Consider the following 19,584-nt stretch of genomic DNA (forward strand, 5'->3'; position numbering starts at 1 on the left):
CGGATTTCGCGTGTCGGACAAACACGTCCTGGCAGTCTTCTGCCTGCTCGTTGGAGCGGCCCTCCCGTCTTTTGCTCACGCTCAGGCAGCCGCCACGTCGAACACAGCCATTACGCCGGACGGGACACCAAACCCCAATCCTCCGACCACGCTGCCGTCAACCTCTCATCAGGCTGACAGCACTGATCCGGATATACCGGTCCTGAAAGCGGGAAATCTGTTTTCACCCAAGACCGGGCGCTCCCTGTCCTACTGGGATGGGCTGGTTGGTCATCTGACGGTTGAAGCGGGGATCAGCGGTAATCCATGGACACGGTCTGGACGAAATTTCGGCCAGTTCTATCTGGACCGCGCCAATACCGTGACTCTTAATCAGATAATGGGTTCGATCTCTCATCCCATCACGTCCATAGGTGGTGGTTACGGGATCGGCTTTGTTGCTGAAGTCATGTACGGATCAGACGCGCGGTTCGATCCGACAATCGGTATGGGAGACGGTACGCTCACCGGGCTTTATCAATGGGCCCCTACTCAGGCGCATATCGACGTTCACACGCCGTGGATCTTTCGTCACGGGATCGATTTTCAGGCTGGGCAGATGTATGCTCTGATCGGCGCCGAAGGCACACCTGCCCTTGCCCGGCCGTTCTACTCCTTCAATTACGCATCAGACTATATCGTCCCGTTCGAAACGGTTGGTATCACCGCAACGATGCATCTCAGCCCGCATATGGACTGGATTCTTGGCATCGACGCAGGCAATTCTACAACATTTGGTCAGGCCGGAAACAATAGTCGCCCAAAGGGGTATTTCGGCTTTGCGTGGAACAATCTGATGGGCGGCAAGCTGAATCTGCATGCCATCGGCCACTTCGGACCACAGGGAAACAATGGTGCCAGTCGAACCTCTCCCGCTGGCTGGACCAGTTCAGGCATCGGCAAGGCCGCAAATGGTCTCATGCAATACAATGCGAGCCTTCTGGCTACCTATCATGTCAACAAAACGCTCTCGCTGATGGCGGAGGCACTTTACCTTCATGATGATGCGTCGCGCGATGATGCTTACGGCGTCACGTCCTACCTGTCGTGGGACATTCACCCCTCTTTGACTTTAAACGTTCGCGGTGAAATTTTCCGAGACAATACCGGCGGCATCATCAATCAGTATCCCGGCAATATGTCCTACACGAACTCCCTGCGAAACCGGCCCTATTTTTACTATGGCGCGCCTCCCACGACTTACGGTGCCCTGACGGTCGGCGTGGCCTATCGACCCCCCTTCGTTAACCGCCACCTTGGAAGTGGCGTCCTGACTGTTCGTCCGGAAATTCGTCTGGATAAGTCTCTCAACGGAACGCACCCCTTCAATCAGGCTGCCACGGTCTCTGGCGCAGCAGTCAATAATGGAACCAGCAATATGCTTTGGTTCAATCTGGATGCCGTTCTGAGTTTCTGATCTGCCACACCTGAGACTGCCAAAAGCAACAGAGCACGAAACTTCTTGACAGGTTCTGCGTGTTTGTGACGGTTTGCGCGTGTTTTACGCCCTGCCGGAGCAAATCCCATCCTCAAAGACGAGCGCCTGAGCCAGATCCGTGCCCGTTTGCTAAGTCACGGGCGCGTCCTTGCGGCCGATCTGGCTACTGAATGGCATGTACCCGTTGATATGGTCCGTCGTGATCTGCGCGAACTTGCAGAAGCTGGCGAATGCCGTCGGGTATATGGTGGTGCACTCCGTATGCAGCCGGCTGCGGCGCATATCCATGCCCGCATGGGGGAAAATATTGCGCTTAAAAACGCACTGGCCAGCCATACTGCGGGTCTTTTCAAAGCCAAACAGGTGGCCTTCATTGATACAGGCTCCACCAATATTGCCCTAGCAACGTCTCTTTCTCGGGATATGCCACTGACGGTCGTAACCTCCAGCCCTGCGGTGGCAGTCGCCTTGAGCGATGCAAGCCAGATTGAAACTATCATGATTGGTGGACGTCTTGATGACGCGACCGGAGGAGTCATTGGCTCGGTGGCTGTTCAATCGCTTCAGCATTACCGGTTCGATCTCTGCTCTCTGGGTGTCTGGGCGATTTCCGCCGAGGGCCCAAGCGTATGGGATCCGGAGGAAGCTGCTTTCAAGCGCGAAGTTCTCAGCCGGAGCGAAACCGTCGTGGTCATGGCAGAGGGGAGCAAGATCGGGTCGGGTGGTCGCTTTCCTGTTGCTCCGCTGGACACTGTTCATACGCTCATTGTCTCAGAAGACGCCCCTTCCGACGAACTTTCCCGCATGACCGCCTCAGGCGTATCCATTCTCAAGGTTCCAGTTCATGACTGACACGTCAGCCGAAACAGTTCGTCCCGTCCAGCGTGATCTCATCATTATTCTGGGGCTTCTGACATGTCTGGGGTCACTTAATATTGATATGTATCTGCCCGGTTTCCCAAACATCGGGCATGACTTTCAGGCAAGTGAAACAGCCGTTCAGTTCAGTCTGACCAGTACACTCATAGGGCTTGCGGTCGGGCAGCTTCTGGTTGGCCCATTCAGCGACGCCCGGGGGCGTAAGATCCCGCTTCTGGGGGCCATGGCTCTTTTTGCTTTATCATCGCTGTTCTGTGCCGTTGCTTCCAGCATTACGACTTTCATCGTTGCCCGCTTTCTGCAAGGCCTCACGGCTTCTGCAGGTCTGGTCCTCTCCCGCGCTGTGGTCAGAGACGTTTTCAACGGCCCGGATCTCGCTCGTTTCTTCTCGCGGCTGATGATCATCAACGCAGTTGCGCCCATGGTCGCCCCAATGCTTGGAGGCGCCATTCTGGCTTTGCCATCAGCAACATGGCGCACGATGTTCTGGTTCCTGACGGGATTTGGTGTTCTTGCATTAGGTTTGGTGGCGGCTCGCCTGACTGAAACACTGGAACTCCACAGGCGTCTTCCCAACTCTCCCCGTGCGACACTGGAAACATTCCACAGTCTGCTGACGGATCGCGAATTCATCGGCCATGCCCTGACTGTCGGTCTTATTCATGGTGGCAGCTTCGCCTATGTCGCCGGAACTCCCTTCGTCTATCAGGATATCTATGGTGTAACGCCACAGACCTTCAGTATCCTTTTCGGCATCAACGGTCTGGCGCTGGTGGGGGGGAGCTGGCTGATCGGGCGAGCGGGAAGTATGGCCCGTACCGATACATTCCTGCGGGCCTCAGTCATCTGCATCACAGTCGCGGCGGCTCTCATCACGTTGATTGCAACGCTCAAGGGACCGCTTTTCCTGCTGGTGGCTGCGATCTTCCTCTACATGACCTGTATCGGAATGATCCTAACGGCAACCTTCGTTCTTGCCATCGCAAAACAGGGACACCGCGCCGGGAGTGCCAGCGCGATCCTTGGATCGCTGAACCTCTTGATAGGTGGTGTGGCCGCGCCATTGGTAGGGCTGAGCAAGACCAGTGCCCTTCCCATGGGACTAGTTCTTTTGCTGACCTCCCTGGCGGGCCTGTTCACCTGCTTCCGGCTGGCGTCTCGTTATCAGAAGGATGTAACCCCCTGATAACAGGGGTTTTCTCAGGCTTTTTCAAGACCTGGACGACCACGCTCCATTGCAAAGCTCGCATAGGTGGAAAGCTGTCCATCATGGTTGCTGACCTGATCCAGCGTTTTGAGATCTGCACGCCAGATATCCCGACCCACATCACAGATGACATAGCCACGTTTGTCAGTCGTAGCCTTAAGATGCGGGTTTTCACGACGAACGGACTGGCTGTGTGCATCATTATCGCCGATACCATCGCCACCTGACGAGATGGACGTCGCCAGGAACTCAACAGAAACCGGTTTCTGTTTGTCAGGGTCAAGAACGAGATTACCCGCGTAATGCCGATGCGCATCGCCCGTAACGTTGACGACATTTCCGGGACAGTGATCCCCGATGAACTGAAGCAGCCGGTTGCGGCTGTACATATAACCTGACCACTGATCCATGCTGTAAAGCAGTTCGGAATGGGCTGATTTCCGGTGAGCGAGATCCATGACCATGACCTGATGGGCCAACAAGTTCCAGTGTGTGTCGGACTTGCTTAGCCCATTGAAGAGCCATTCTTCCTGCTGAGTGCCCATCATCGTGCGTTCTGGTGACCACACATCCGCACCTTGCGGTACATCTTTGTCACCATAGACCTGATCGCTACGGTACTGGCGTGTATCCAGAACGAACGTGTTCATCAGATCACCAAAGCGGAAGCTTCGGTATATCTGCATGTGGCTCCCATCTGGTAAAGAACTCGCGCGTAACGGCATATTCTCGTAATAGGCCTGCATGGCTGCAGCGCGACGCAGGCGGAAGAGGTCCGGCGGGGTCCCGTCCTGATCTGTGTCTCCGGCCCAGTTGTTATCCACTTCATGATCGTCAAAGCTGACGAGCCATGGTGCGGCAGCATGTGCAGCCTGAAGATCGGGGTCCATCTTATACTGGGCATAGCGCCGGCGGTATTCGTCCAGAGAGTAGATTTCCGGACCGAAATGGCGGCGAACTGCCGTAAAGGGCTTGCCGTAAACCGTGTGAACGCCAGCGCCGATGTCTGCACCTTCGTAAATGTAATCGCCGTAATGGAAGATAAAATCGACGTTCTCATTCGCGATGGCGCGCCATGCGGAATAATACCCGAACTCATAATGCTGACAGCCTGCCGCCACAAACCGGAGACGCTGGACCTCAGCACCCGGCAGAGGCAGCGTCCGCCCACGGCCAATCGCGCTTTCATGGCCTGCGATGCGGAAGCGATACCAGTATGGCCGATCAGGCTGCAATCCTTCGACCTCAACATGCACGGAATGCGCCAGTTCAGGATGAGCGATGGTTTGTCCTGTGCGAAGAACCGTTGAGAATTTTGGATCTTCGCTGATGTCCCAATCCACCAGAACAGGTTTCAGATGCGTCATTCCTCCCGCTTCTTCCATGGGACGGGGCGCAAGGCGCGTCCAGATGACAAAACCGTCTGTTGCAGGATCGCCGGACGCCACGCCCAGTTGGAATGGGGACACGCCAAACGTGGGTTTCTTGTCCAGATTATGGGGGGCGGCAGCAGAAAGCTGCCTGAGACGGTAGGTGAACAGAAGACCCGCTCCAAGGCCGGTCAGTACGCGTCTACGGTTCAAAAACATCGTTCAGAGTCTTTCGCTGAGGTCGAGCAGATGTGTGTTCACTCAAGACAGCGGATCGCCCCGTTTGCCCATGCCCTGCCCGCGTTCTTCATGAAACTGTCACAGACCTGACGTCGTAAATTCCGTAATGCATCGCCGCACGCTGTCCATCCTTCAGAATGAATGAGACGATCCTTGGCGGAAAACTGGTTTCCCTGTCAGCAGGAATGGTTGCGTCTGCGCCGACGCATCAGAACTTTCACGCACCGTGATGATGCTGAAGATCACCTGCAAACTGCCCTTGCGAATTACTATGAACGCTCACAGGGACAGGTCACCCATCCGGAAGCCTATATTACCCGAAGCGCCTTTAATCTTCATTTGAATGATCTGAAAAAAGCATCTTCCAGCACTGTTTCCACCACTGGAGAACAGGATCAGATCCTGGAGTTGCATGATCCTGCGCCTTCTCAGGAAGAAGCTTATGCAGCATCTCAAAGAATGACGCGGTTTCACGAAGGGTGCCGCCAGCTTCCTGAAAGGACGCGGCAGGCATTTTTGCTCAACCGTGTTGAAAAAATGAAATATCGAGAGATTGCCGTTACCCTGGGCGTTAGCGAAAGCAGCGTGGAAAAACATATCGCCAAGGCGCTCGTCTTTCTTTCTTCATGGATGGACCAGTGATCCCCTCTGAAAATATACTCGCCACACGGGAGCGTGCTGCAGAATGGATCGCGCGTCTGCACGCAGATGATTGCACTGAAAATGATCGCGCCGAGTTTGTTCAATGGATGCGCGGCGACGCCTGCAGAGCGGATGCCGTGGAGCTTCTGACAGACTATTGGGAGCTTGGCGGCGGGGTACAGACAAAAGACATTCTGCAAACTGTCGAGGTTCCATCTGTACCACAGAGCCAAATTCGACGGCGCCTTTTGCTGGCTCTTGCCTCTTTGGGGACGGTTACTTTGCTTCCCGTGAACAAAAGTGCAAAGGCTTCCCGTATTCTGCAAACCTCTGTCGGTCACACGTTGCGAGTGCCTTTGCCAGATTACGGTTCCTGCCTACTGGATTCCGGAAGCCGGATGGTTCTGTCTGAAGATGGCAGTCGGGCGAGACTGGATAAGGGACAAATTCTCCTTTCGCCTGGTCATCGAAAGGAATTTCATCTGTCAGCCCGGAACATTACGGTTCATTTGCCAGAACAGACATCGACGAATATCCGCACAGACAGTGCCTGTACTGACATTACCGCAGTTCGGGGGCAGATCCTTTTGAGCACAGGTGGGGGGGCTTCAAATGATGTCTGGATAAAAACCGGTCAGCGATTAAGGATTTTCCAGAACGGGCGGGTAAGTGTCGATTACCCCAATATGGAATCTCTCCTTTCGTGGCAGACAGGTAGGCTCATTTTTCGCAATACCCCCTTGCCTGACGCCATTTCCCAGATCCAGCGTTACACTTCACGGCAGATCACCATTACGTCTCCAACATTGGAAAACCTCAAGCTGAGCGGGATCTATTTCGTCTCTCAAGGCGATATGTTTCTGCGTATGCTGCCGCGCCTGCTTCCTGTCAGACTGCAAGAACAAGGCAATCATTATATGCTCCGGCCATTGTGACGGTTTCATGAAAACACAGGTAATGTCCTGAGGTTTTTTGAATTGTCATTGTCTTTCTGGGGAGAGCGCTTTTTGCGATCGCCAACAGGATAGAGAATACATGGCCGTGAACGTCCGGTGCCCCCTTCGCGCAGCTGGAGGGTTCGAAAAACTCTCTGTTTTTGATGCTTTCTATGTGATTCCCTTTCTTTGGTTTTGGTTGAGGGAATGCCGCTATGAAACAGCTTGGTTTCTTTGATGTTGAAGAGCGGCTTGCCCGTTTGAGCGGGCTTGGCGATCAGCTCGAAGCGTTCTCCCGGACAGTGGATTTTGAAGTGTTCCGCCCTGATCTGGAGCAGGCTTTGGCCTATTCAGACGGCAGTAAAGGCGGGCGTCCGCCGTTTGATCCGGTACTGATGTTCAAGATCCTGGTGATCCAGACGCTGAACAATTTGTCTGATGAACGGACGGAATATCTGATCAACGACCGCCTCTCTTTCATGCGCTTTTTAGGTCTGAGGCTGTCGGACCGTGTGCCTGATGCCAAAACGGTCTGGCTGTTCCGTGAACGCCTGACCCAGGCGGGGGCCATTGAAAGACTGTTTGACCGGTTTGACGCGACCCTGCGGAACGCGGGCTATCTGCCGATGTCGGGCCAGATCCTGGATGCAACATTGGTAGCCGCTCCAAAGCAGCGCAATACGAACGCTGAGAAAGCCGACCTCCGGGCAGGACGTACCCCCGAAGACTGGCAGGACAAGCCGGCAAAGCTGTCGCATAAGGATCGTCATGCACGATGGACACTGAAGTTCACGAAGGCGAAGCGTCAGGATGACGGGACGATCCCCACAACGGATCTGGCCATTCCGTTCTTTGGCTACAAGTCCCATGTCTCCATCGACAGGAAGTTCCGGTTCATCCGGAAATGGAAGACGACAGATGCCGCCGCCAGTGATGGTGCGCGATTGCGAGAAGGGCTGTTGGATAACACCAATACGGCCTCAAGCGTCTGGGCAGACACGGCGTATCGCTCCAAAGCCAATGAAGACTTCATGGAAAAGCAGGGATTTGTTTCGAAGGTTCACAGAAAAAAACCGCATCTCAAACCGATGCCCCGGCATATCCAGAGATCCAATGCAGGAAAGTCTGTGATCCGATCTCGTGTCGAGCATGTCTTTGCCGATCAGAAATCGCAGACGGGACTGTTCATCCGAACTGTCGGTATCACCCGGGCCACCATGAGGATCGGACTGGCCAATATTGTCTACAACATGCGCCGCTTTCTCTTCCTCGAACGATTGAGCGCGAGCGCGTAGTCATCCAGCGGGAAACAGCACTCGATCTGCTCAAAACGCAAACAGAAAACGCCCCAAAGAACCGTCAATCAAATCGCCAAAACCCAGAAATCACGGGCCAAGCACATCAATTGATGGTTCTTCGATCCCTCCAGCTTTGCTTCTGACCGTGGGAATGACCATTCTGACCCAGACTGCGATTGCCACTCCGACAGGCGCGGCAAATGTTCATATTGATCGGCAGCCGATGGCACAGGCGCTGGAATCCTTGAGCCGACAGACGGGAGAGAGCATCCTTTTCTCACCCGATTTGGTCGAACATCTTCAGGCGCCTTCCGTCAGTGGCGCATTGACCCCGGATGCTGCTGCGAAAAAACTTCTCAGCGGAAGCGGACTGACGGTTGAAGTCGCTCCCGGTGGTGGCATGATCATCCGGCGCGCAGTAGGTGCAAAACGACCGTCCAAGGCAAGACGCAGCCCTCGTGTCAGGGAAGCGAACGATATTGAGCAGATTGTTGCTACGGGCCACAGAACAAGATCTGTTCTGAGTATCAGCGGTGACCAGATGCAGGATATGATGCCTGGTCAAAATCCGATGCAGGCTCTTGATCTGCTACCTGGCGTCACATTCACAAACGTTGATCCCTGGGGAAATAACGAACAGAATTCAAGCATTTACGTTCATGGTTTTTCCAACACGCAGCTTGGGTATACTCTGGATGGTGTACCACTCGGTGCAGGAGCTTACGGCAACTATAACGGCCTCTCCCCGCAGCGGGCTGCCATCAGCGAAAACATTGGTCAAACGGCCCTATCTTCAGGCGCAGGCGCTCTCGGGACCGCATCAACCAGCAATCTGGGCGGAACAATTGAATTCACAACCCGCGATCCCAAAGCAAAAGCCGGGGCAACCATCCGTCAGACCTTTGGAAGCTATTCCACATTTCGGACCTACGCTCGTCTCGATACCGGAAATTTTGGGAATGGCAACTCAGCCTATGTTTCCTTTTCACGACAGGATGCCCGCCCATGGAATCTTGGTGAAGGCAATAGCCAAGGTGGCTATCAGGTAAACGGAAAATTCGTTCACAAAGGACAGAATACGACGATCACTGCGTATTTTGACTGGCAGAACAAGGCCGAACCAAACACACAGGGTCTGACGGCACCTACTGACCTCTACGCACGCGGCGCATTCTTTCCGGATCTGAGTGCTGCGATGGCGAATTATCCGTTAATGACTTCAAAATCCGCAGCTCCCGGCACGCCGAATAACAAGTACTATTTCTCGGCAGCACAGCGTACGGATTACCTCACCTATTTGAAAATTTCACATCGGTTCTCCCCTAACCTGACTTGGGATAACCAGCTTTATTTCCACTATGATGATGGCGCGGGCGTGGTTGCAACATCCATTCGCACGAATGCCATTCTAACCATTCTCGGGACATATCTTGATCCGACAGGTTCAAAATACATCAAGAATGGTCAGTTTACATATAGCAACGCCGGAATTGATCCCAAGGTCTGGAATGCTACGGGTGGAACGGGATTTGCCGTCCGCACCACGGAATATGAAGATTATCGTGGCGGCCTGACCAGTACGCTGCATTATCACCTCGGTCACCATAACATCGAAGTGGGAGGCTGGTACGAGCGCAACAACAACACTCAGGGGCGGTTATGGTATCCTCTGACAGCGACAGACACACTGACGCCTTACAAGCGCGCGACCAACCCACTTTTCACACAATGGATGAACGCGTTCTACACCAACACTTTCGTTACGCATTTGCAGGATAGCTGGAAAGTCACCCCTCACCTGACGCTGACGGCGGGTTTCAAATCCGAAATGGTGTATACCAACGGAACATTGCCGATTGCTGCTTTGCCGCAATCCCTGGCGTCTTCCGTCAAGGGTGCAAAGACGATCGTCGATACCAGCACGCATACTGTCGCGGGTGGGACTATTCCGTCCTACAAGCCTTTCCTTCCTGCTTTTGGTGCTTTGTGGAATTTTACGCCACATGAGCAGTTTTTCGCCAATATTCAGGAGAACATGAATTCCTTCGCCCAGACAGGCTATGGCAGCACATCCCCATGGGCTGTGACCAGTCAGGAAGCATTTGAAGACTTCAAACGGACTGGAAAACCCGAAACATCCTGGACGTATGAAACGGGCATTCGAACCAATCGCCCTCTGTTCCTCGGGCCATTGACGGGCATCAGTGGACAGCTTGAATACTACCACGTCGATTTCTTCAATCGACTGGGGGCAATCAAACCACCCAATCAAGGTATTTCAGGCGTTGGCGGCACGGTAGCCAATCTGGGCAGCGTTTCGACCAATGGTATGGATCTGTCTTTCACTCTGCGCTTTGGTCAACACTTCTCCGTTTATGATGCTGTGTCCTATGTAAGCAGCATTTACGGCAGTGATTTCATGGATGGTTCTACGCTTTACGCCACAAAAGGCGAGAAAGTCCCTGCTATTCCTGTTTGGTCCGACAAGTTTGCAATCAATTATAATCAGGCAGGATTCAATGCCCAGCTTTTTGGTACCTATATGGGCGTACGACCTGGAACGATCACCAACAGCATCATGGTTCCGCCCCGTTTCCAGCTTGGATTCAGCTCTGGCTATACATTCAAGCACATTCCTCACATGCAGAGCCTTAAACTGCAGTTCAACGTCAGCAACCTGACGAACACCCGGTCCTGGTCAACAATTACGGCAGGCGATGGCTCAACCTATGTCGGATACCCGACACCACCACGCATGTTCTTTGGTACGGTGGCTGCGTCTTTCTGAAGTTGACTTGGGGGGATGGCTTTTTTTACGCCATCCCCTTGCTGTTCAGAAATCTGCCCGAACCCGAACTTCCCATGTAGCCGGACGTCCTGCGACGGCGATGTTATCGCCCCCAACGAAATAACCTCGTGTCACATCGTAATGCTTGTTTGTGATGTTTCGACCAATGCCTTCGATCTTCCAGTGTCCTTTACGGGGGGCGAAAGAAATATACCCGCCCCACAGGGTGTAACCTGGAATGGTATTTGCATCGTTAAGCGCAGTGCTTGTCGTGCGAAGGCTGTAATCCACACCAGAAACAAGGTCATACCGGCCAAGGCGCCACGTATAATCGACAGAGCCATTAGCCGTAAAATGTGGGACTTCCACACTCCGGCCAGAAACATCCTGTTTCACTCCTACCCAGACACCGTTGACCTTCTTTGAACTCGTAACGGCGCTGAATTCATCATAGGCCCCTTCAACATACGCTCCAGACTGGGCTACGCGCAGACCTGGTATCGGTGACCATTCCACTTCGTACTCACCACCAAACATATGTGAACGCGGGGCATTGACGAACAACCCGATCGCAGAACCCGTCGTCGGGCTATAAGCAATCGATTGCACTTGGCGATCAAAATAGTCGTAGTAGAAGAAATCCGCATTGATCCGAAGATTATAGCGCGGAAGGATCAACTTGTTTCCCACTTCGAACGCATAAAGTTGCTCCGGTTTGAACGGATTTGTCATCTGCGTGACGTCAGAAGAGTTATACACTGTAAAACCGCCCGACTTTACACCTTTACTGAAGGTGAAATAGGCCATGTCATGACTGAACGGATGATACTGAACACTAAATTTGGCAGATGGCAGCGTATAGGACTGGCCCTGTTGCGCGACTGTGTTCTGAGGATTGGTCACAACGCCGTTGACGAGATAATGGGCATAAACATTATCCAGGGTGCGCTTCTCATGCTCGATCCGCAAACCACCAACCAACTGCAATTTAGACGTCAGATCATATGTGACCTGGCCGAAGCCGCTGATGGTATTGACTGTCTGTGAGTAACGGACATCGCCATCGGTGTTGTAAAGCGCCTCAAAACCCGACTGATACCGGTCATTCAGCCACTGATAACCATAATAAATACCGCCAATCCAGTGAAGACGCCCAGTCGTATTCGATGAGAAGCGCAGTTCATCCGAGACGACACTGGCACGCGTATTAAATTTTACATCGGCGAGCGAAAGCGATGAATCATCGAAATTATCGTATTCATTGCGCTGCATGTAATCATAGCTGGCCAGATTTGTGATCGTGAAATCCCTCAGATGCTTCTCGATCCGCAGGCTGCTGCCCCCGGTATCAATATGGCTGTAGGGCTTCTGATCCGGCGTTAGACCCGTTTCCTTGGCAAACTGTGCCGACGTGCCCCAACGCGTATTGTAGCGGCTGGCAGACGCAGGCATCGGATTGGTCGCACTCAGGCTGGTAATGGGACGCCAGGCATAGGGACCCGTTCCATCGGAGCGATCGCGGCTTCCATGCAGGTTCCATTCCACTTTCCAACTCTCTGATGGCGCATAATCCACCAGAAGCCGTGCGGCACCACGATCAACATTTCCAAGATGGGCCTTTGCTTCCGGATTATATTGCCAGGCACCACCCTGCTGCGTCTCACCGGAAAGACGGAACTTGAGTTTGTCGTTGATAGGGCCGGAAATATAACCATCAATCTTCGCGCTATCGAAGCGACCATACTGGGCAGAAACACCCCCTGTTAGCTTGTCAGTCGGCTTATTGGTGATGTAATTGATCGCACCACCTGTGGTATTTCGACCATATAGCGTTCCTTGTGGTCCACGCAACACTTCCACGCGCTGCATGTCAAACATCATGCCATTGATTCCGAACGGAACAGGATTGGCAACTTCATCAATATAGATACCAACTGTTGGAGAATTATTGCTGGAATAGTTATTAAAGCCAACCCCGCGAATGGTATAAGTGAACTGCCCACTGCCATAAGATGGCTGTATCTGTAGCGATGGCGTTGCGTATTGCAGATCAAACACATTGTTAATGTTGCGATTTTCCAGCATTTTTGCTGAAATAACGCTGATGGATGTTCCGATATTCTGTGGACTGTCGGCCTTACGTTCAGACGTTACGACGACGTTCTCCACACGGGATGCCTCATGAGTCTGCGGTTTCGATGCCGGACGCACATGAGTGATTTTAGAGGAGAGAGGCTCCCCTTTTCGCGTATTAACCTGCGCTGGCTTTTTGGCTGGAGCGCTATCTTCCGCATATGCTGCAATACTCCAGAGCGGTAGCAGTGCTACCGTAGAGACAAGAGCAGTTCGCCCACGGACAAGGAGGGCATTTCTGCGGTACGGAGCAGTGTGAACGTCGTGCATCGGTTCCGCCTAACAACTAATAATTATCGTTGTTATATAAAACAACTATCGGATAGCGTTTAAGGGATAGAAAAACGATTCACAACAGGTTATGCTGTGAACGCAACATTTTTTTGTATTTCTGACCGAGACAAAGACAAGAGATCGAACACCCATGGCTTCCCAGATGAAACTCGCCGCATTCCTTCTCCCAACCGGCCATCATGCGGCAGCCTGGCGCCATCCCGGCTCAGCTCCGGACGCTGGCAGCAACTTTCAGCGGCAGCTCGAACAGGCACTTCTTGCTGAGCGCGGACTCTTCGATGCTGTGTTTATCGCTGATTTTACAAGCTCCATCGACGAAGCCACCATCGACGGTTTCCGCCGTATGACCTACGCGGCGTCTTTTGAGCCTTTAACTCTTCTTGCTGCTCTCGCAGCCACAACGAACAGGATCGGCCTGATCGGCACCGTCAGCACGACCTATTCGGTACCCTATCATCTGGCTCGACAGTTTCTGTCCCTTGATCAGATTAGTGGCGGACGCGCAGGATGGAACCTTGTCACGACTGCGAACGTGAAAGAGTCCATTCATTACGGACACCCAAGCCACGTGCCTCACGCAGATCGCTATCAGCAGGCTCGCGAATTCGCCCAGATTGTGCAGAATTTCTGGGATAGCTGGGATGACGACGCCTTCCAGAGAGACATAGAGAATGGAGAGTTCTTCAGGCCCGAAGGTCGTCGCCCCTTTGATTTCAAGGGGGAATTTCTCACGGCCGCAGGTCAGATAGATATTCCACGTTCTCCGCAGGGCCGGCCTGTTCTGGTTCAGGCGGGATCGTCTGAGCCTGGCCGTCAGCTTGCTGCTGAGACCGCCGAAATGGTTTTCACGGCGCAGCAGACTCTTGAAGAAGCAAAGGTATTTCGTCTCGATCTGCATCGTCGGATGCGGGATCTTGGTCGCGATCCTGCATCTCTGAAAGTCATGCCGGGCGTCTATCCTCTGGTAGGGCGGACACAGATGGAGGCTGAGGATCTTCGAGCACAACTCGATGATCTCACGCATCCGGATGTTGGTCTGTTTCTTCTGGGGGGAATGACAGGCACTGATCTTCGTGGGTTGCCTCTCGACGCCCCCCTCCCAGAGGCGCCTGCAGACTTCAACGGAAACCGCAGCCGTCAAACGCTTCTGGTTGAGATGGCGAAGCGGCGGAACATGACATTGCGTGACCTGTATCTGGAAGTCAGCGGTGCTCGCGGACACTGGTCCATTTATGGCGGTCCGAAGGAGATTGCAGATCAACTGGAAGAGTGGTTTGTGGAAGGCGCAGCTGATGGCTTTAACGTCATGCCCCCTATTCTGCCGCAGAGTTTGGAACTGTTTGTGGATCATGTTGTGCCTGAACTACAGCGCCGAGGTCTGTTCCGTACCGCCTATGAAGGCACGACCCTGCGTGAGCATCTGGGACTAAAACGACCGGCTCCCGGCGAGACCCCATGAAACCGTCTTTCATTCTGATTGCCGTAGCGAGCCTCGGGCTGGCATTGCCAGCTTTGGCTGCCCCGCGCGATACCATGAGTATTGGCGTTTCTATTGAGCCGCCTGGTCTGGACCCAACCCGCACGCCAAGTGAGGCGGTTGGAACGATCACATACAACAATATCTATGAAGGACTGACACGACTGGATCGTGAAGGTCACGTTCAACCTCTTCTGGCCCGGAAATGGACGGTTTCAGACGACGGACGTGTGTATCATTTCACCTTGCAGGACAATGTTCGCTTCCATGATGGATCGCCCCTTACGTGCGAGAACGTCCGTTTTTCGCTTCTTCGTGCGGGTGCTGCAAATAGCACAAATCCGGATCGAACCGTTTTCACAAATATCGTCGATGTCGTCTGCCCGGACCCCGCGCATGCGGATGTGACGCTGAAAAAACCTCATGGCAGTTTTGCCTACGAACTAGCATGGAATGACGCGTCCATCCTGTCACCGGCATCTTCAGGCAGCAATGTCAGTAACCCGGTTGGAACAGGGCCCTTCAGGTTTGAAGAGTGGCAGCGCGGCGACCATGTCACCTTGGAACGCAATCCGGACTACTGGGGGAAAGCACCTTTTCTGAAAACAGTAACGTTCCGGTTCATGCCTGATCCTCTTGCTGCGAGTAATGCCCTTCTCGCCGGGGAACTGGATGCTTACCCGTCCTTCCCTGCGCCGGAAATTTTGAGTCGATTTATAGATCATCCGAGCATTCGGATTGTTCGTGGCACCTTCCCCTTTAAGGCCATTCTCGCTCTCAATAATGCCCGCAAGCCGTTTCATGACATTCGGGTTCGCCAGGCAATTGCATACGCCATTGATCGTAATGCGCTTGTTCAGGCTGGGGCTGATGGCGAGGGCACGGTTCTGCAATCGCATATGGCGCCTAATGACCCAGATTATGTCGCGCTTCCTGACCGTTATCCTTATAATCCCGAACATGCTCGCGAACTGCTAAAAGAGGCTGGGGTCCGACCGGGTACGCAGATTACCCTTTCCTACCCACCCATTACTTATGCGCGGGATACCAGCGAAATTGTCGCAGCCTATCTCGAACAGATCGGTCTAATCGTGACATTACAGCCTCTCGAATGGCCAGCATGGCTCGGGCAGGTTTTCGGGCAGGGCAAATTTGACATGACGGTCATTGCTCATACCGAGCCTCATGACATTGGTATCTATGACCGCGACACCATATATTTTCATTATAGAAATCCGGTGTTCCACAGTCTTTTCGAGCAGTACGAGGCAACAGAAAACCCTGAAGAGAGACATCGTTTGTCAGTTGCCATGCAAGATCGCCTTGCACAGGATGAACCCAATGTTTTCCTGTATTCCCGCCCTCGGGACACGGTCATGAACCGCCATATATCAGGTCTCTGGACGGATCAGCAGATCGCGGCCTGCCCCATGGCTGATGTATTCTGGGAGCCACGATGACCGGTTTTGCTCAAACTTTCTTCGGGCGGCTTGCTGTGCTGGCTGTTGCCAGCGTAATCGTTTTTGCGCTGCTCACTGTTCTGCCCAGTGATCCCGCGACCGTAATGCTGGGCCTGGACGCCAGTCCTGAAAGCATTGCTGCCCTGCATCATCAGCTTGGTCTCGATGCAGCTCCTGCTTCCCGTTATTTTCGGTGGATTTCCGGTCTTTTCCATGGAAATTTGGGCACGAGTTACGTTTATGATGTGCCGGTTTCCGGGTTGATTCTTGAACGCTTTCAGAGCACCTTGCCACTCATTATCTTTGCAACCGGGCTTGCCCTTCTCATCGGTTTGCCCGTTGGGTCTGTCGCAGCGACCAACCGTGGAAAACGGCTGGATCTGATGCTTATGGTATTGCTTCAGTTCCTGAAATCCATCCCGGATTTCTGGCTTGCCATGATGATGACCTTTCTGTTCTCCCTGACTCTGCACTGGTTTCCTGCAGGGGGATTCAGTGGTTGGAACCACGGCGTTTTTTCCGGTCTTCGTGCCCTCACCTTACCGGCACTCGCTCTTGCGATTCCACAAGCCGCAATCATTGCACGATTCATGCGATCATCTCTGATTGACACATTGGGACAGGACTTTATCCGTACCGCCCGTGCCCAAGGTTACAGTCGCCAAGGCGTTCTCTGGCGGATCGCAATCCCGAATGCGGTTATTCCAGTTCTGACGCTGGTCGGAATTCAGCTTCCTGTTCTCGTAACAGGGTCAATCATCGTTGAGAACGTGTTCAACATTCCAGGATGTGGCAAGCTTCTTCTGGAAGCCGTGAATCAGCGAGACATTCCGGTTGTGCAAAATCTTGTCATGCTGATCGTTGCGGGTGTCCTGGTGTTGAACCTGTGCCTTTCGGTCATCATTCACTGGCTGGACCCACGGCTTGCAGGAGGCGACGCATGATCTCAAGGCGTCTTCCCAATAGCCTGATTGCCGGAATTATCCTGCTTCTTGGTTGTCTTCTTCCAGCAGCAGTTGTCTGGGTCTGGCATGGTGGTCACGCACCATTCATTGACATACCAAACCGCTATGCTCCGCCCTCTTCCGCTCATCCGCTAGGAACCGATCCCTTCGGGCGGGACCTCGCCAGCTATGTTCTGACCGGAGCCTTCAATACAACAGTCATTGCGGTAATTTCCGTCACACTCGCAACCATTACCGGCACCATTCTGGGGCTTATTGGCACGCAAGGTGGAAAAAGAGGCTGGGCTGTCATGAGTGCCACCGATCTTGGGCTGGCATTCCCCCCCATCCTCATTGCTGCTATGCTCGTGACTCTACGGGGAGCCTCTGCGACAGGTGAGATTCTCGCCATTGCCCTGTTCGGTATTCCGGCACAGATCCGCATTACAAAACAGGCCGCACAGTCTATTCTTGTGCTGGATTACATCTCAGCCGCGCGCATGGCAGGATTGGGACCAATAGCTGTAACGGTTCGACATATTCTCCCCAATATCGCGCCAATCCTGATCGTTCATGCTTCAACGTCTCTGGCTCTCGCTATCCTGTCCGAAGCAGGTTTATCCTATCTGGGGTTAGGCGCTCCCCCCCCACTGCCAGATCTTGGGCGAGCGCTGGCCTCCTATCAGGTCCATATTTTCGATCATCCTTTCCTGGTTGCCGCGCCGGGGATCGCGGTCATGGTGCTTGTTCTTGGCTTCAACCTGTTGGGAGACGGGTTGAGAGATCTTCTTGAGCGCCCTTTTACCCGTAGCGAAGCACACCTGCCATGACGACACTCCTTTCTGTTCAGGATTTAGCGGTTCTCTCCGGAGCAAAATCCATCCTTCACCCATTGTCGTTTACGATCAGTCCTGGTGAGACGGTCGCTGTGACAGGTGAATCTGGATCTGGGAAGTCTACTCTGGCCCACGCCTTGATAGGACTGCTACCGGATGGCTTTAAAACCTCTGGGCAGATTATTTTTGAAGGGCAGGATCTTGCAGCTCTTTCTGAGCGCACTTTTCGCGATCTCCGGGGGCGCCGCATCGCCATGGTGTTTCAGGAGCCCATGACAGCCCTCAACCCAATCCGCCGTATTGGCCAACAGATTGGTGATACACTCAGGCTTCACAATGCATTTTCATCACGAGACATCGCGTCGCACGTCCAGACATTGCTGGATCGCGTGGGCCTAAGTAGTGTGGGAATCTCTGCAGAAGCGTATCCTCACGCCTTGTCTGGCGGGCAGCGTCAGCGCGTTCTTCTCGCAATGGCGATTGCCTGTAAGCCCGTCCTTCTCATTGCCGATGAATTTACAACTGCGCTGGATAGCAAAACGCAAGCAGACGTAATGGACCTTGTGAAGGATCTTTCCGTTGAACACGGGATGGCCGTTCTCATGATTTCCCATGATCTGGGTGTCATAAGGCGTCACGCACAGCGCGTCCTGGTTCTCCAACAGGGTTGCCTTGTTGAAAGCAACGAGACAGAGCAACTCTTTGATTGGCCGCAGCATCCTTATACCCGCTCACTTCTGAGCATGTCTTTGCATGGAACAGGCCATCCTCCTTTGACGCACATTCCTGTTCCCTCGGATGTCGCTGAAGGTATTCAGCCATGACCATTCTTCTGGAAGCGAAGAACATTCAGTTCAGCGTAGCCACACACAAATCCTCCTTTTTTACTCCCCTCAGAAAAAACGTTCTGCAGGATGTCAGCCTTCATGTGGCAGAGCGCGAAACACTGGGCATTGTTGGGTCTTCCGGGAGTGGAAAATCAACCCTGTCCCGTATTTTGACAGGCCTTGTAAGACCGGAGAAAGGAGAAATCCTCTTCCGGGGGCAGAGCCTGATCGATACTAGGAGGCAAGTCAGGAAAGACGTTCGCCCCAGCATCCAGATGATTTTTCAGGACCCTCAAGGGGCACTCGATCCTCGCCAGACCGTACGGCAGATTGTGAAAGAGCCTCTCCATCAGACGCCCTTGGACAATGAAGAAAAGGAACGTCGGGTTCGGCAGGCTCTGGCAGATGTTGCCCTTCCGGAGGATGCGGCTGATCGTTATCCAAGAATGTTCTCCGGAGGGCAGCGACAACGCATTGCCATTGCCCGGGCTCTTGTAACACGCCCTTCCGTCATCATCGCGGATGAGGCGGTCTCTGCGTTGGATGTTTCCACGCAGGCTGTCGTGCTGAACCTGCTGTTGGATCTTCAGAGCCGACACGGTCTTTCCTATGTTTTTGTCAGTCATGACCTGGCTGTTATCCGGCATATTTCTCATCGTGTTGCCGTACTCGACGCGGGGCGGATTGTGGAAACCGGCCCAACCCTCTCAGTGCTGGACCATCCTCAGCATCCCACGACCCGCGCCCTGATTGACGCCAGTCTTTGAAACGATTTGA

15 protein-coding genes are annotated in these 19,584 nt (G+C 53.4%); 13 read left to right on the forward strand and 2 right to left on the reverse strand.

What is annotated here, in order from left to right; all coding sequences use genetic code 11:
* Nucleotides 1-10: 10 nt before the first annotated feature.
* From AC3B6F_RS09995 to AC3B6F_RS10005, 3 genes are all read left to right on the forward strand, one after another.
* Nucleotides 11-1,456: an outer membrane beta-barrel protein gene (locus AC3B6F_RS09995; protein ID WP_489824235.1), complete on the forward strand. Its 1,446-nt coding sequence runs from the start codon at nucleotides 11-13 to the stop codon at nucleotides 1,454-1,456.
* A gap of 135 nt (nucleotides 1,457-1,591) precedes the next feature.
* On the forward strand, nucleotides 1,592-2,329 hold the full coding sequence (locus tag AC3B6F_RS10000) for a DeoR/GlpR family DNA-binding transcription regulator (RefSeq protein WP_426067061.1): 738 nt from the start codon (nucleotides 1,592-1,594) through the stop codon (nucleotides 2,327-2,329).
* A complete protein-coding gene (locus AC3B6F_RS10005; protein WP_489824236.1) occupies nucleotides 2,322-3,542 on the forward strand; it encodes a multidrug effflux MFS transporter in 1,221 nt (406 codons plus the stop codon). The genes AC3B6F_RS10000 and AC3B6F_RS10005 overlap by 8 nt, the downstream gene beginning before the upstream one ends.
* A 14-nt stretch (nucleotides 3,543-3,556) precedes the next feature.
* On the opposite strand, the gene AC3B6F_RS10010 is transcribed toward AC3B6F_RS10005, so the two are convergent.
* On the reverse strand, nucleotides 3,557-5,152 hold the full coding sequence (locus AC3B6F_RS10010; RefSeq protein ID WP_489824237.1) for an alkaline phosphatase D family protein: 1,596 nt from the start codon (nucleotides 5,150-5,152) through the stop codon (nucleotides 3,557-3,559).
* A 162-nt stretch (nucleotides 5,153-5,314) separates the two neighbouring features.
* Here AC3B6F_RS10010 and AC3B6F_RS10015 point away from each other — a divergent pair, with 162 nt between their 5' ends.
* From AC3B6F_RS10015 to AC3B6F_RS10030, 4 genes are all read left to right on the forward strand, one after another.
* A complete protein-coding gene (locus AC3B6F_RS10015) occupies nucleotides 5,315-5,815 on the forward strand; it encodes an RNA polymerase sigma factor (protein ID WP_167347214.1) in 501 nt (166 codons plus the stop codon).
* Nucleotides 5,812-6,750 carry a FecR family protein gene (locus AC3B6F_RS10020; protein ID WP_489824238.1) on the forward strand — a complete coding sequence of 313 codons (939 nt, stop codon included), beginning with the start codon at nucleotides 5,812-5,814 and terminating at the stop codon, nucleotides 6,748-6,750. The genes AC3B6F_RS10015 and AC3B6F_RS10020 overlap by 4 nt, the downstream gene beginning before the upstream one ends.
* 215 nt (nucleotides 6,751-6,965) lie before the next feature.
* Complete coding sequence (locus AC3B6F_RS10025) at nucleotides 6,966-8,045, forward strand: IS5 family transposase (protein ID WP_489823012.1); 1,080 nt, start codon at nucleotides 6,966-6,968, stop codon at nucleotides 8,043-8,045.
* A 154-nt stretch (nucleotides 8,046-8,199) separates the two neighbouring features.
* The gene (locus tag AC3B6F_RS10030; RefSeq protein WP_489824239.1) at nucleotides 8,200-10,836 is read left to right on the forward strand and encodes a TonB-dependent receptor; all 2,637 of its coding nucleotides are present in this window, start codon (nucleotides 8,200-8,202) and stop codon (nucleotides 10,834-10,836) included.
* A 45-nt stretch (nucleotides 10,837-10,881) separates the two neighbouring features.
* On the opposite strand, the gene AC3B6F_RS10035 is transcribed toward AC3B6F_RS10030, so the two are convergent.
* Entirely contained in the window at nucleotides 10,882-13,239 is a 2,358-nt protein-coding gene (locus tag AC3B6F_RS10035) for a TonB-dependent receptor (protein ID WP_489824240.1), read from the reverse strand.
* A gap of 154 nt (nucleotides 13,240-13,393) precedes the next feature.
* Here AC3B6F_RS10035 and AC3B6F_RS10040 point away from each other — a divergent pair, with 154 nt between their 5' ends.
* Genes AC3B6F_RS10040 through AC3B6F_RS10065 form a run of 6 tightly spaced genes read left to right on the forward strand, consistent with a single transcriptional unit; the run spans nucleotide 13,394 to nucleotide 19,574 of the window.
* Nucleotides 13,394-14,722, forward strand: coding sequence for an LLM class flavin-dependent oxidoreductase (locus tag AC3B6F_RS10040; RefSeq protein WP_489824241.1), 1,329 nt, complete (start codon nucleotides 13,394-13,396; stop codon nucleotides 14,720-14,722).
* Nucleotides 14,719-16,200: an ABC transporter substrate-binding protein gene (locus AC3B6F_RS10045; RefSeq protein WP_489824242.1), complete on the forward strand. Its 1,482-nt coding sequence runs from the start codon at nucleotides 14,719-14,721 to the stop codon at nucleotides 16,198-16,200. Before AC3B6F_RS10040 ends, AC3B6F_RS10045 begins: the two co-directional genes overlap by 4 nt.
* Nucleotides 16,197-17,144, forward strand: a complete 948-nt coding sequence (locus tag AC3B6F_RS10050) for an ABC transporter permease (protein ID WP_489824243.1) — start codon at nucleotides 16,197-16,199, stop codon at nucleotides 17,142-17,144. The genes AC3B6F_RS10045 and AC3B6F_RS10050 overlap by 4 nt, the downstream gene beginning before the upstream one ends.
* Nucleotides 17,141-17,974 carry an ABC transporter permease gene (locus AC3B6F_RS10055; protein WP_489824244.1) on the forward strand — a complete coding sequence of 278 codons (834 nt, stop codon included), beginning with the start codon at nucleotides 17,141-17,143 and terminating at the stop codon, nucleotides 17,972-17,974. Before AC3B6F_RS10050 ends, AC3B6F_RS10055 begins: the two co-directional genes overlap by 4 nt.
* The gene (locus tag AC3B6F_RS10060) at nucleotides 17,971-18,804 is read left to right on the forward strand and encodes an ATP-binding cassette domain-containing protein (protein ID WP_489824245.1); all 834 of its coding nucleotides are present in this window, start codon (nucleotides 17,971-17,973) and stop codon (nucleotides 18,802-18,804) included. The genes AC3B6F_RS10055 and AC3B6F_RS10060 overlap by 4 nt, the downstream gene beginning before the upstream one ends.
* A complete protein-coding gene (locus AC3B6F_RS10065; RefSeq protein ID WP_489824246.1) occupies nucleotides 18,801-19,574 on the forward strand; it encodes an ATP-binding cassette domain-containing protein in 774 nt (257 codons plus the stop codon). The genes AC3B6F_RS10060 and AC3B6F_RS10065 overlap by 4 nt, the downstream gene beginning before the upstream one ends.
* Nucleotides 19,575-19,584: the final 10 nt, after the last annotated feature.

It is taken from the genome of Gluconobacter sp. ESL1110 (assembly GCF_058107395.1).